At 53.0% G+C, this 13,199-nt stretch carries 15 protein-coding genes; all 15 read left to right on the top strand.

Going from position 1 to position 13,199, the window contains the following annotated elements; translation table 11 throughout:
* Nucleotides 1-2 precede the first annotated feature (2 nt).
* The 15 genes from PGS38_RS01790 to PGS38_RS01860 all read left to right on the top strand — a co-directional run bounded on the left by PGS38_RS01790 (nucleotide 3) and on the right by PGS38_RS01860 (nucleotide 13,182).
* On the top strand, nucleotides 3-857 hold the full coding sequence (locus tag PGS38_RS01790) for a ParB/RepB/Spo0J family partition protein (protein WP_000743700.1): 855 nt from the start codon (nucleotides 3-5) through the stop codon (nucleotides 855-857).
* Nucleotides 858-902: 45 nt separating this feature from the next.
* Nucleotides 903-1,133, top strand: coding sequence for a YdbC family protein (locus PGS38_RS01795; protein ID WP_001206986.1), 231 nt, complete (start codon nucleotides 903-905; stop codon nucleotides 1,131-1,133).
* A gap of 71 nt (nucleotides 1,134-1,204) precedes the next feature.
* Entirely contained in the window at nucleotides 1,205-1,396 is a 192-nt protein-coding gene (locus PGS38_RS01800; RefSeq protein ID WP_001820669.1) for a hypothetical protein, read from the top strand.
* A gap of 54 nt (nucleotides 1,397-1,450) precedes the next feature.
* Nucleotides 1,451-3,307: a recombinase family protein gene (locus tag PGS38_RS01805; protein WP_119188450.1), complete on the top strand. Its 1,857-nt coding sequence runs from the start codon at nucleotides 1,451-1,453 to the stop codon at nucleotides 3,305-3,307.
* Nucleotides 3,308-3,564: 257 nt separating this feature from the next.
* Entirely contained in the window at nucleotides 3,565-4,938 is a 1,374-nt protein-coding gene (locus PGS38_RS01810; protein WP_330670609.1) for a ParB/RepB/Spo0J family partition protein, read from the top strand.
* A gap of 309 nt (nucleotides 4,939-5,247) precedes the next feature.
* On the top strand, nucleotides 5,248-5,604 hold the full coding sequence (locus PGS38_RS01815) for a DUF7768 domain-containing protein (RefSeq protein WP_003500157.1): 357 nt from the start codon (nucleotides 5,248-5,250) through the stop codon (nucleotides 5,602-5,604).
* Entirely contained in the window at nucleotides 5,591-6,676 is a 1,086-nt protein-coding gene (locus PGS38_RS01820) for a DNA cytosine methyltransferase (protein ID WP_118653060.1), read from the top strand. The genes PGS38_RS01815 and PGS38_RS01820 overlap by 14 nt, the downstream gene beginning before the upstream one ends.
* 4 nt (nucleotides 6,677-6,680) lie before the next feature.
* Nucleotides 6,681-7,394 carry an antirestriction protein ArdA gene (locus tag PGS38_RS01825; RefSeq protein ID WP_270475804.1) on the top strand — a complete coding sequence of 238 codons (714 nt, stop codon included), beginning with the start codon at nucleotides 6,681-6,683 and terminating at the stop codon, nucleotides 7,392-7,394.
* 14 nt (nucleotides 7,395-7,408) lie between these two features.
* The gene (locus PGS38_RS01830) at nucleotides 7,409-8,458 is read left to right on the top strand and encodes a hypothetical protein (protein ID WP_050005642.1); all 1,050 of its coding nucleotides are present in this window, start codon (nucleotides 7,409-7,411) and stop codon (nucleotides 8,456-8,458) included.
* Nucleotides 8,459-8,549: 91 nt separating this feature from the next.
* On the top strand, nucleotides 8,550-9,020 hold the full coding sequence (locus tag PGS38_RS01835) for a PcfB family protein (protein WP_025543433.1): 471 nt from the start codon (nucleotides 8,550-8,552) through the stop codon (nucleotides 9,018-9,020).
* On the top strand, nucleotides 9,017-10,840 hold the full coding sequence (locus PGS38_RS01840) for a VirD4-like conjugal transfer protein, CD1115 family (RefSeq protein WP_270475805.1): 1,824 nt from the start codon (nucleotides 9,017-9,019) through the stop codon (nucleotides 10,838-10,840). Before PGS38_RS01835 ends, PGS38_RS01840 begins: the two co-directional genes overlap by 4 nt.
* Nucleotides 10,841-10,929: 89 nt before the next feature.
* Nucleotides 10,930-11,145: a Maff2 family mobile element protein gene (locus PGS38_RS01845; protein ID WP_016306504.1), complete on the top strand. Its 216-nt coding sequence runs from the start codon at nucleotides 10,930-10,932 to the stop codon at nucleotides 11,143-11,145.
* A gap of 41 nt (nucleotides 11,146-11,186) precedes the next feature.
* Nucleotides 11,187-12,053: a VirB6/TrbL-like conjugal transfer protein, CD1112 family gene (locus PGS38_RS01850; RefSeq protein ID WP_118596896.1), complete on the top strand. Its 867-nt coding sequence runs from the start codon at nucleotides 11,187-11,189 to the stop codon at nucleotides 12,051-12,053.
* Between the two features lie 43 nt (nucleotides 12,054-12,096).
* Nucleotides 12,097-12,519: a SpoVG family protein gene (locus PGS38_RS01855; RefSeq protein WP_117613993.1), complete on the top strand. Its 423-nt coding sequence runs from the start codon at nucleotides 12,097-12,099 to the stop codon at nucleotides 12,517-12,519.
* Nucleotides 12,520-12,528: 9 nt separating this feature from the next.
* Nucleotides 12,529-13,182: a DUF7007 domain-containing protein gene (locus tag PGS38_RS01860; RefSeq protein WP_050005645.1), complete on the top strand. Its 654-nt coding sequence runs from the start codon at nucleotides 12,529-12,531 to the stop codon at nucleotides 13,180-13,182.
* Nucleotides 13,183-13,199: the final 17 nt, after the last annotated feature.

Here is a 13,199-nt window from a genome sequence, read left to right on the forward strand (position 1 = left end):
GAATGAAGAAACAGGATTTTAAGGTGTTAAAGACCAAAGACTTGTACCCGTTCCCCGACAATCCGTTTCATGTGGCAGAAGATGAAACACTGTCAGAGTTAGCGGAAAGCATCAAGGAATTTGGCATTGTCACGCCGATAATCACACGCCCGAAAGAGGACGGGGACGGTTATGAAGTGATTGCAGGACAGCGGCGTGTCCGTGCTTCTGAACTTGCAGGGATAAATACCGTGCCTGCGTTTGTCCTGCCCTTAGACCGTGACCGAGCCATCATCACCCTTGTAGACAGCAATTTGCAGCGTGAGAATATCCTGCCATCGGAGCGGGCGTTTGCTTACAAGATGAAATCCGAAGCCATGAAGCGGCAGGGTTTCCGCACAGACTTAACCTCGTCACAAGTTGTGACGAAGTTGCGGACGGACGACAAGGTGGCACAGGGCTTCGGCGTGGGCAGGATGACCGTGCAGCGTTTTATCCGCCTGACGGAACTGATACCGCCGATTTTGCAGATGGTGGACGAGGGGAAAATCGCCCTCACGCCTGCGGTGGAACTGTCCTTCTTGAAGAAAGACGAGCAGGAAAACCTCTTTGCCACGATGGAGAGCGAAGAAGCAACGCCCTCACTCTCACAGGCACAGCGGATGAAACAGTTAAGCCAGAGCGGGCGGCTTGACATGGATACGATATTTGCGATTATGACGGAGGAAAAGGGCAACCAGAAAGAAACCTTGAAAATCAACACAAGCAAGCTGAAAAAATACTTTCCGAAGAACACAACGCCGAAGCAGATGGAGGAAACCATCATCAAACTTTTGGAGCGTGAGTTGCAGAGGAAACGCAACCGTGACAGCCGCTAATCTTCTTTTTTCGGGAAGTAAATACAGAGAGTTGAGGTATGGAGAATGAGAGAAATCCAGTATGAAATCGTAAAGGAAATCGCAGTATTGTCTACGGGCGACAGTGGCTACACAAAGGAAATCAATCTCATTTCATGGAATGGGAAAGAGCCGAAGTATGACATCCGCAGCTTTTCCCCGAACCGTGAAAAGTGCGGCAAGGGAATCACGCTGAACGCTGATGAAGCGGCGGCACTCCTTAAAGCATTACAGAAAGAATTAAACAGCGAGGATTAATGGTATCTGATTGGCAGGGCGGGGACATTTCCAAACTCTTCCCTGCCCTGTCTGGAAAGGAAGATTTAAGTATGGGCGAGGATAAGAAAGCAGATAAAAAGAGAAAGCGTATCGTGCCAAAAGCACCAGTGCAGATGATAATCAGCCGTGAATATGTCGGCACACAGACCGTTACAGAAGCGTTTGTCCCGATTATCTCCGAGGATATTCGGAAGAAGATTGCCGAGGGCGACACCTTCGACAATGAGGGGCTGTCCGCTTAGAATGTACGCAATGGGACATGAAAACAGATAGGACAGATACGGAGGTTTTACAGTATGGCAGGAATCAAAGAAGAAAAGAAAATCTATTTAGTCGGCATTTATTGCCGCTTATCTAAAGACGATGGTACGGATAACGAGAGTGCGAGCATTGCGACACAGAAATCCATCCTCATGGATTATGTGAAAAAGCAGGGATGGCACATAGCAAAAACGTATGTGGACGATGGTTATTCTGGTACAAATTTCCAAAGACCAAGTTTCCAGAATATGATAAAAGACATTGAAAGCGGTCTGATAAACTGCGTGATTACGAAAGATTTATCCCGTCTGGGGAGAAACTATCTTGATTGTGGGTTATATCTGGAAGTTTTCTTCCCAGAGCATAACGTGAGGTATATAGCGGTCAATGACGGCGTAGATACCTTGAATAAATCTGCTATGGACATCACGCCTTTCCGCAACATTTTAAACGAAATGTATGCCGCTGACATATCTGTTAAGATAAAATCGGCATATCGGGCGAGGTTTCAACAGGGGAAATTCATGGGAACTACCGCCCCTTATGGCTATATCAAAGACCCTGCCGACCACAACCATCTGCTGATAGATGATAAAGTGGCACATGTTGTAAAAGAGATATTCGACCTTGCATTAAAAGGGAATGGAGTTGCCAAAATTTGCAGACATCTTAATAAACAGCATATCCTACGCCCTGCCGCTTATGCGGCGGAGCGTGGCGAAACAGGCTTTGAACGTCATTTTGAGGGGAACGAGGACAAACGCTATATTTGGAGTGGGAACAGCGTGAGGAGCATTTTAAGAAGCCCGATATATGCGGGAAATCTTGTAGGCTACAAACGGATTGCCGCCAATATGAAAAGCAAGAAACGCCCCTCTAAGCTGCCCGAAGAATGGGAAGTGATACCCAATACCCATGAGGGAATAGTCACGCAGGAGGAATTTGATATTGTCCAACAGCTTATTACAAGTCGTAGGCTTCCACAGAACAAGGGAGGATTTGTAAATATTTTTGCAGGCGTTATCAAGTGTGTGGACTGCGGATGTGCTCTGCGGGCAATGAACGTACACAGGAGGAAACGCCCAGAGATTATCGACTGTGTACAGTATTCATGTAATAATTATGCAAGAAACGGAAGAAGCGAGTGTAGTGCCCACAATATAGAAGCAAGGGATTTATTCAATGCCGTTCTTGCCGACATCAACTGTTTTGCGGATATGGCAGTGAATGATGAAAAGGCGGTCAGGGCCATAGAAAAGCGGCTCACGGAAACAGACCAGAGCAGGGCGAAAGCATTAGAGAAAGAACGTAAGAAGCTGAACAAACGCCTTGCGGAACTGGACAGGCTGTTTTCCTCTCTCTACGAGGATAAGGTCATGGAGCGTATTACCGAGCGGAATTTTGAGATGATGTCGGGGAAATACCAGAAAGAGCAGCTTGAAATTGAAGCAAGGCTGAAAGAGGTGACGGAAACTCTTAATGAAAGCTACGAGAAATCACGGGGAATCCGTGACTTCCTCGCCCTTATCCGAAATTATCAAGGCTTAAAAGAACTGGATGCAACAGTTATAAACGCACTCATAGACAAGATACTTGTTTCGGAGCGTGAGAAGATGGCAGACGGAACAGTGAAGCAGGAAATCAAGATTTACTATAAATTCATCGGCTTTGTCGATGAATTACATATCATACCTACAAAACGGTGGGCAGCAATGCCCGCTAAAAATTGTACGGTGTGCGGCGTTGAATATGTCCCGGGCTCTGGTGCATCAAGGTATTGTCCTGCTTGTGCCAAGAAGATACGGAGGGAGAAATCAAACGAGAGCAAACGCAGGAGCAGAGAACAGAAAAGGATAGCATGTATGAACTGTCCGCAAAAAATGACCGACTGACATTGAACAGCAGGAAGGACGTATTTTAAGGCAGGGAAACCGGAACCGCAAGGTAAAAATATTCCGTTGCAACGGTGTACAAAGGGAACATAATAAAAAACTTAATAATGGACTGCCAATCTTACACAAAGTACCGCCCAAATGAGACTACGGGCGGTATTTTTGTATCATGGCGGAGAAAGGAGGAACTTCCCATGGGGGCTTGACTGAAAAGTTGAGCCCCTTTTTTCATGCCAAAAAACAGGAGGTAAATGCTTATGGCAGATGATAAAACCACAAAAACGCCGGAACAGCCGGTAACGGATACCGGACCGGGCAAAGAAACACCGCCTACTCCCCCAAAAGAGCCGGAGAAGGTTTCCGTTTCCCCGGAGCCGGAAAAAAAGACGGAACCGGAGGTAAAGAACCCGCAGGTTTCCGTCTATAACTTCACTGAAATTATGAAGGAAAAGAAAGCCGAGGAACGGGCGGCAGCTCCCGGCGTGGAAAAGCCTGACCCGGCAAAAACGGAAAAACCGGAAAAGCAGCCGGAGGCTCCGAAGAAAGCGGAGGAAAAACCCAAAGAGCCGGAACAGCCAAAGCGCCGGGGCCGTCCCCCGAAAGCAGATAAGGACAAGACCGCAGCCCCGAAGCCCAAAACCCCCGCACAGAAACCGGAAAAGGCGGTCAAAAAGGAACCGGAGAAAAAAGCAGCTCCAACGGTACAGGCCGCTTCCGCTCCGAAGGGACCCGAGAAGCCGAAGGATGCACCACGCCGGGGCAAGGAGCAGATCGTCTATATCAAGCTGAACGAGCTCCACGCCTTCAAGAACCATCCCTTTGAAGTCCGAGACGATGAAGAAATGCGGGCTATGGTGTCCAGCGTCAAGGACAAGGGCGTTACCCAGCCTGCTATCGTCCGTCCCCGTGAGGATGGCGGCTATGAGATCGTGTCCGGCCACCGCCGCCAGAAGGCCAGCGAGCTTGCCGGATATGCGGATATGCCCTGTATTGTTCGCAATCTGACGGACGATGAAGCCATCACGCAGATGGTCGAGGACAATCTCAACCAGCGTGAAGAAATCCTCCCCAGTGAGCGGGCCAAAGCCTTGAAAATGCAGCTTGAGGCCATCAAGCACCAGGGCTCCCGCACTTCGGGCCAGATTGACCCGAAGGACGCAGGAAAACGCTCCAACGAAATTGTAGCCGAGCGCAATAAGATGGCGGTCAAGCAGGTGCAGCGGTATATCCGGCTCAATGAGCTGGTTCCCGACCTGATGAAGCTGATGGATGAAAAAAAGCTGGGCTTTACTACGGCGGTGGAGCTTTCCTATATCGGCAAGAAGAACCAGAACTATATCGCCGTCGCCATTGACAGCCAGCAGTCCTCGCCTTCACAGGCGCAGGCAAAGCGTATGCGTGAGCTGGACGAAAAGAAGCTGCTCAACGGGGATGTGATCGACGGCATTATGATGGAGGACAAAAAGGAGGTAGACAAAGTGATTTTGACAGGTGCGGAACTGAGCAAGTATTTCGGCAAGGAAACTACGCCGAGGGAAATGAAGGACCAGATCATCAAGCTGCTGGACGACTGGAAGGGTCAGCAGAAGGAACATGAAAAGCCGGAGAAGAAAACCGAACAGGAAAAGTAAGCCCAAACTTCGGGTCAGCATGGCCCGAGGATTGCGGGGCTCTGCCCCGCGCCCCGAAGCTCTGGAGATATAAATTATTCCCCGTCGCCAGTTATTCCGTAGCATAGCCGGGAAAATCAGTCAAGGGCAGCGCCGCCGCAGGCGGTGCCAGAGGCACCCTTGACGGATTTCTCCCGGTTATGCTTTTTCCCGGTCAAGCGACGGGGATATAAATTCTCCAGAGCCGTTCCCCTTCCCGGGGGAAGGGGCGGAGGGGTTGGGCGATACCTTGCTTTTCCCTAAACCAAAACAGAAATGGAGGCTCAACCAATGAAACGACCTTTAGCGTACCTGACCGCCGCATGGAGCGGCGAGCCGGATGTTGATATGGAGCTGGCGGCCCACTACTGCCGTCTTGCTTATGAGGCGGGCTTTTCCCCGATCTGCCCGCTCTTGTATCTGCCGCTGTTTTTGAATGACAGCGTTCCCGAGGAACACAAGGCTGGGATTGATATGCGCCGGGATATGCTGCGGCGCTCCCACACCCTGATTGTCTGCGGCAGCGCTGTGGACGAGGATGTAAAAAATGATATTGCGGTTGCCGGGCGGCTGGGCATTGCGGCGACCACACTGGAAGGGGTGCTTGCCGTGAAGGGACACGGCACCCCGGGCCATGCCGGACATTAAGCTGGGAAGCCTTTTCGACGGGATTGGCGTGTTCCCTCTGGCTGCTTCCCGGTGCGGTATCCGTCCGGTATGGGCCAGTGAGATTGAAAAAGCGCCCATCTCCATAACCAAAAGGCACTTTCCCGACATGGTGCATTTGGGGGATATTACGAAGGTGGACGGCGGGAAAATCCCGCCGGTTCATGTAATTACCTTCGGTTCCCCCTGTCAGAACCTTTCTCTGATCGGCAACCGCTCCGGCCTTGCCGGGGCAAAATCAAGCCTGTTCTATCAGGCGTTTCGTATCATACAGGAAATGAGGGATGCTACTGATAACCTATATCCAGCTATCGCTGTTTGGGAAAACGTCATGGGAGCGTTTTCTACAAATGACCGGATGGACTTTAGAACCGTCTTATCCGCCTTCTCGGACACCGAAGTTCCAATGCCTCCTTCGGGAAGATGGGGAAACGCCGGAATGGTGCGAGGGGGAACGCCTGATGTGTGCTGGCGACTCATGGACGCCCAGTATTGGGCAGGCTCCCGAAGGCTGGCACGAAGGCAGCGGATTTTCGTCGTGGCGGATTTTGGAGGCAGACGTGCCGCAGACATACTATTTAAGCCCCGTCCAATGCTCCCACTTCCTCCGCCTTGCGGAGAGGGCGGGTGGGCCGCCGCCGAAGGAGATCGAACAGCTTCTTTTGAAACAGGGCGGCAGATACCAGTCATCCACCCCTTTCAGTGCTTCCGTATGCGGGGAGCGGCAAAAAGGCAGGAAGAAACGGCCTTCCGAAACAGCTTCGGATTACCAACTGACCCTTTTCCCACTCTTTTAGCCAGTGATGTAACGCCCTTTGCCTTCTGGTATGAGGGCGACCCGAAGGGCGGCTGTATCCGTTTTCTGACGGAAACGGAAAGCGAACGGCTGATGGGGCTGCCAGAGGGCTGGACAAAGTACGGGGCGGACGGCGTGGAGATCCGGCCTCTGCAACGCTACAAGGCACTGGGAAACGCGATTGCCCTCCCTTGCGCCGATTACATTATGGCCGGGATTTATGAGGTGCTGGCTGACCGGGCCGGAAAGGAGGAATGAGTCCATGTTTGAAGCCTATATAACCAATACAGCCCTATACCCCTTAATGGGGATTGAGGTAGGGACAACGGTACATTTCCCCATGACGACACAGGAGTTGCAGGCCGCCCTTGCCAAAATCGGGATAGACGGGAAGCGGTACAGCGAAGTGTTCTTTACCAGCTTTGACAGTGATGTGCTGGGGCTCTATGATCATCTCTACGAATGTGAGAACATCGACGAGCTGAACGAGCTGGGCCACGCCCTGCTGGAAGTACGGGATAAGGGCGGACTGGAAACCTTTGAAGCCGCTCTTGTCTTGGAAAACCACACAAGGAGCGTGAAGGATTTGATAAACCTGACGCAGAACCTTGACCTTTACCGCTTTTACCCGGATATTTCCGATGATGAAGGGCTGGGCCGTCTTTACGCCGACGAGCTTGGGACCATCGAGATACCGGAGCACATTCAGAACTACTTCGATTATGAAGCCTACGGACGGGATGTGCGTATCAACGAGGGCGGCGTATTCGCTCCCGGTGGGTATGTGTCGGCAGTCCCGGAGGGCTTCAAGGAGTATTACCACGGGCCGCAGGACATTCCGCCGGAACACCGGATATTTGCCTATCCTGAAAAGGCCGAGCCTGTCCACTCCATTCTCGCTACACTCAAACGGTTTCAAGAAGCCCCACCCGCTCCGAAAAAGGACAAGGCGGGGCCTTCTCATGAAGAACGGTAAGACTTCGGGCCAGCATGGCCCGAAGCATAAAGGAGGTGCATACCATCAACTATTACCCTATCAATGAAGGAGCCGCCCGCCGGGCAAAAGAAATGAACAGCTTTTCCGACTACAAGGAAGGGAGCGCAACGGCGGAATACCGGGCAATGGTGGACAAGGCCGCCGCCATAGCGGAAAAGCAGAAATCCCGGGTGGACCCCATGTACCATGAGAAGATCGACCATCTGTTAGACACCTACGCCCGCAAGCTGGCCGAAAACATGAACCAAGGCTTTGCCATTGACGCGAGGGTTCCCTCTGTGCTGATCGCCGGGCCTTCCAATTTCCCGGTGGGAAAGAAGGAAAAACAGAACCGGGCGCGGGACAGCAACATGGAGGAATGGCGGCATATTCAAGGGCTGCTGGATAAGATACGCAGCACCGGCATGGGCGGGATCAGCGCCGATGACCCGGCAGCGATTGAAAAGCTCCAGAAGAAGCTGGACGGGCTGGAACGCTCCCAGCTCATTATGAAGGAGGTCAACGCCTATTACCGCAAGCATGGCAAGCTGGACGGCTGTGCGCTGCTGTCGCCGGACCAGATTGAAAAGCTGAAAGCAAGCATGGCGTCAAGTTGGCGAAGCGACCCGAGGCCCTTTGAAAGTTACCAGCTAACCAACAACAATGCGGAGATCCGCCGGGTAAAGGCCCGTATCGAACAGCTTTCCAAACAGGCACAGCAGGAATTTTCCGGCTGGGAGTTCGATGGGGGTCGTGTGGAAATGAACCGGGAGGACAACCGCTTGCAGGTGTTCTTTGACGGAAAGCCTGACGCGGACACCCGGGCCGAGCTGAAAAGCAGCGGCTTTCGTTGGGCTCCCAGCGTGGGCGCATGGCAGAGGCAGCTCACGGACAACGCCATCCGGGCGGCTGACCGTCTGGAATGTATCAAGCCGCTGTCCGGCGAAAAGCCCTCCCAGCTTCAAAAGAAGCCCTCTATCTTGCAGACCATGCGGGAACAGGACGAAAAAGTCCAGACGGAGCCGGAAAAGAAAGCTCCGTCCGGCAGAGATGCCGAGCGGTAAGCCTCGGGCCACATTGGCCCGAGGTTTTCTGTTCCCCGAGATTGTACGGGGGCCTCCCGGATAGCGGGAACCCCGACGGAAAGGAGGTTTTATGCAGGAAGAAGTAAACCAAAAAACGGTTGCCCTTTCGATCAGGACAACGAAGCTCACAGGAAAAGTGCTGGCTGCCGCTCTTGGCAAGGTGGTTCGGGCGCTGCAAAAGCACCACCAGAAGGCGCTGACCCCGCAGGGACGCCAGAGCGTGAAAAAGCTGATGAACCACTATGGCGGCAAAAGTGCCATGCCCTATGTGGGAGCTCCAAAGGATTTTGACCGGATCGCGAAGGAGTTCCATGTGGACTACGCTTTCCATAAAGTGAGCCCCGGTCATTACCTGCTGTTTTTCAAAGCCAATCAGGCGGACGCTATCACGGCGGCCTTCCAGAAGTACAGCGCAAAGGTGCTGAACAAAGAGCAGGACAAGGCTTCCATCCTCGGTCAGCTTCGGAAATTCACGGAGCAAATCAGGACGCAGGCAAAGGAAAAGCAGCGGACCAGAGAGGCGGTGAAGGACGGACGTTGAGTGACAAGATCAGAAAATATGTGCTCCCAAACCTGCCGTACCTCTTTGTGTTCTGGTTTTTCTCCAAAATCGGGACGGCCTACCGGATCGCCCCCGGCACAGACTTCGGGACAAAGCTCATGGGGATGCTTGATACCTTCCCCAAAGCCTTTGAAACCTACTGGCCGGGGCTGGGAGGTATTGACCTGCTGGTGGGCCTTGCCGGTGCGGCTGGGATGTATCTGCTGATACAGTCAAAGATCAGGCAGGCGAAAAAATTCCGGCGGGATGCGGAGTACGGCACCGCCCGCTTTGGAACAAAGGAAGATATAAAGCCATTTGTTGACCCTAAATTTCAGAACAATGTCATTCTGACCGGGACGGAGTTCCTTACCATGAACACCCGTCCGAAGATACCCGCCAATGCCCGGAACCTAAACGCCTGTGTCATCGGCTCGTCTGGCTCGGGAAAGACAAGGTTCTGGCTGACCCCGCAGCTCCTTCAAGCCCATTCCTCGTATGTGGTGGTAGACCCGAAGGGCGGCACTCTCGACCAGTGCGGGCGGTTTCTGCAACGGGAGAAATACAGGGTGCGGGTGTTCAACAGTATCGACTTTTCAAAATCCATGCACTACAATCCGCTGGCCTATATCAAGACAGAAAGCGATGTTTTGAAATTCGTTACTGCTCTGATCACCAACACCAAAGGCGACGGCAAGGAGGGCGACGAGTTCTGGACAAAAGCAGAAACCCTCTTGTACTGCGCCCTTGTGTCCTACATCGTCTTTGAGGGGCCGGAGGAAGAACGCAACATGAATACGCTGGTGGAAATGATAAACAGCATGGAAGTCCGGGAGGATGACGAAACCTTCAAAAACGCGGTGGACTATATGTTTGACGGGCTGGAACACCGCAGCCCCCAGCACTTCGCCGTGAGGCAGTATAAGAAATACAAGCTCGCCAGCGGCAAGACAGCCAAAAGCATTTTGATTTCCTGCGGTGCAAGACTGGCTCCCTTTGATATTCCCCAACTTCGGGAGATCATGTCTTATGACGAACTGGAGCTGGATAAGCTGGGGGATGAAAAATCAGCGCTGTTCTTTCTTATCAGCGACACGGACACCACCTACAACTTTTTGGTTGCCCTCGCTTTTTCGCAGATGTTCAACCTTCTGTGTGAACGGGCTGACAACACCTATGGCGGGCGTCTGCCCTATCATGTGCGGGTGCTGTGGGACGAGGCTGCCAACACCGGGCAGGTGCCGGGGCTGGAAAAGATCGTGGCCGTCATCCGCTCCCGTGAGATCAGCCTGACGCTTTTTTATCAGGCAATGAGCCAGTGCAAGGCATTGTACAAAGACCATTCCGAAACCATCATGGGCAACATGGACAGTATCGTATTCCTCGGAGGCCGGGAGGCTTCCACCCTAAAGGATATTTCGGAAAACTGGCTGGGCAAGGCCACCATCTCTATGCAGACCGAGGGCCGAAGCCGTGGACAGTCTGAAAGTTACAGCCAGAATATGCAGCGGCTTGGCCGGGAACTGATGACCACCAGCGAGATCACCACCATGCCCGGGGATAAATGTATCTTGCAGCTTAGGGGGCTCCCGCCCTTCCTGTCCCCGAAGTATGACTTGAAAAAGCACCCGAATTACAAGTACACAGCCGAATTTGATAAAAAGAAAAACGCCTTCCGCTTGGAAAGCCTGTTCCGCCACCGGCCATTGAGACTAAAGCCGGAGGACGAATACACGGTGTACGAAGTGGACGGCTCCGACACGGACGAAGAAGCTGACCTGTTGAATTTCGATGATCTGGACAGCGACGAGTTTGTGTAACTTCGGGCCATGATGACCCGAAGCGCCGCCGATGTGGGCGGCTTTTTTTGTACCCAAAACCATCAAACAAACAAAATGGAGGAACGTATATGGAATTTTTCAATCAGGCAATCGACATTCTTAAAATTCTGGTCATGGCTCTTGGCGCCGGTCTGGCGGTGTGGGGCGTCATCAACCTTCTGGAAGGTTACGGGTCGGATAACCCTGCGGCAAAATCACAGGGCATTAAGCAGCTCATGGCTGGCGGCGGTGTCGTTCTGATCGGCCTTCAGCTTATCCCTCTGCTGTCCGGCCTGTTCAGCTAAGTGTCACCCGTTGTCCCTTTTTCCAGAAAAGGAGCTGATGTATGGACTTTATCATCGACGCAATCGTTGAATGGCTGAAAGGTCTGCTCGTCGATGGTATCATGGGAAATCTGGACGGCCTTTTCGATAACGTCAATCAGAGCGTTGGCGAGATCGCCACACAGGTAGGCACGACCCCGGCGGACTGGAACGCCGGGGTCTTTTCCATGATACGACAGATCTCCGAAACTGCCATTCTGCCAATCGCCGGGGTCATCCTCACTTTTGTTATGACCTATGAACTGATACAGATGCTCATAGAACGCAACAACCTCCATGAAGTTGACACATGGATGTTTTTTAAGTGGGTGTTCAAAACCTTTGTGGCTGTGATGATCCTGACGAATACCTTCAATATCGTGCTGGCGGTCTTTGATGTGAGCCAGCATGTGATACAGCAGTCAGCGGGCATTATCCAGAACGGGACAGAGATCACGCCGGATGTGCTGGGCAGTCTGCGGACAGAGCTTGAAGCGATGGAGTTAGGCCCTCTGTTCGGACTCTGGCTCCAGTCCTTCCTGATCCAGCTTACCATGATTGCCTTAAACATCGTGATTTTCGTTATCGTATATGGCCGTATGATTGAAATTTATTTACTCACAAGTTTAGCGCCTATCCCGTTTGCCACCGTCCCCAACAGGGAAACCGGACACATGGGGCAGAACTATTTCCGCTCCCTCTTTGCGGTGGGCTTTCAAGGTCTGTTGATCTTGGTCTGTGTCGCCATCTATGCGGTGCTGATCCAGAGTATCGCCACCGACGGCGACCCCATCGGGGCGATCTGGGGCTGTGTGGGATATACGGTGCTGCTGTGTTTTACCTTATTCAAAACAGGCAGTCTTGCAAAATCCATCTTCGGCTGCCATTAAGAGACTTCGGGCCATGCTGACCCGAAGCGGAAAGGAGAAATCCATGCAGGAAAAAACTGCGGGCGGAACACCAGCCGCCCCTATAAAGCTGGATGTAAGCGTGCGGGTCATCGAACCTGTGAAAAACCTCATGGGCTTTGCCAGCGTGAAATTCAATGACTGCTTTGTGGTGGAAAATCTGAAAATCGTACAGGGCAGCAAGGGGCTCTTTCTTGGGATGCCCAGCCAGCCGGACGGCAAAGGCGGCTACCGGGATATGGCCTACCCTGTCACAAAGGAGTTCCGGGAACAGCTCAACACCGCTGTTCTGCAAGCCTATGAGGCAAAGCTGGAACAGATGGCGGAGCGCGGCTCTGTGGGGCGTGCGTCCATCAGCGACCAGCTCAAAGCCGGAAAAGCGGCTGCCGAACAGGCAAAGGCAGAACGGCCTCCGAAGGAAAAGCCCAGCCGCAGCGCAGAGCGTTGACCTCGGGCCATGCTGGCCCGAAGCAGAAAGGAGGCGGAAACCATGCCACGCAAACGGACGGGCTATGACGCGGCCTGCTATTACGACGGAAAACTGCTGGGCCGCTGTACCAAAGCGGACAGCGACGCCTATACCCTGTTGATGAACGCCTGCGGTGGGGACGCCGCCCGGGTCCTGCGGGAATATGCCTATTTTTCCCCGGAACTTCGCGCCATATTGGAAAATGCGGCGCTCATGCAGGCGGACCGGAACCGGACGGGCGGAATGTTCCATGCGCCGAAAAGTTCCCCGTGGGGCGAGGTGCAGAGCTGTGAAACCCTCTGTCCAGGGGTGTTTCTGGTATCTACCGCCAGCCACGGCGGAACGATGGTGGCAAACGAGGTAGCCGCCGTCCTCTCTCCGGCGGCGAAAAAATGCGGTTTCAAGGACAAGGGCTATATCTGCTATGAGGAGGACGCACAGGAAAGCGTAGTGCTCCGGGAGCTGCTGGACAAAAAGCTGTGGAAAATCCCTGACCGCATTAAGGACAAAGGACAGTTTGAAGAAAAACTCAATCAGTCCATCCGGCAGTATCACCCCGAATACTGGCGGGCAAGGCAGAGCGGACGAGAGGCCGCCGAAGCTGCCCGCAGCACAGCCCCGGCCAAAGAGGCCGCAAGATAACCTCGGGCCATGCTGGC

Source organism: Fusicatenibacter saccharivorans (genome assembly GCF_027667425.1).
GTDB lineage: Bacteria > Bacillota > Clostridia > Lachnospirales > Lachnospiraceae > Fusicatenibacter > Fusicatenibacter saccharivorans.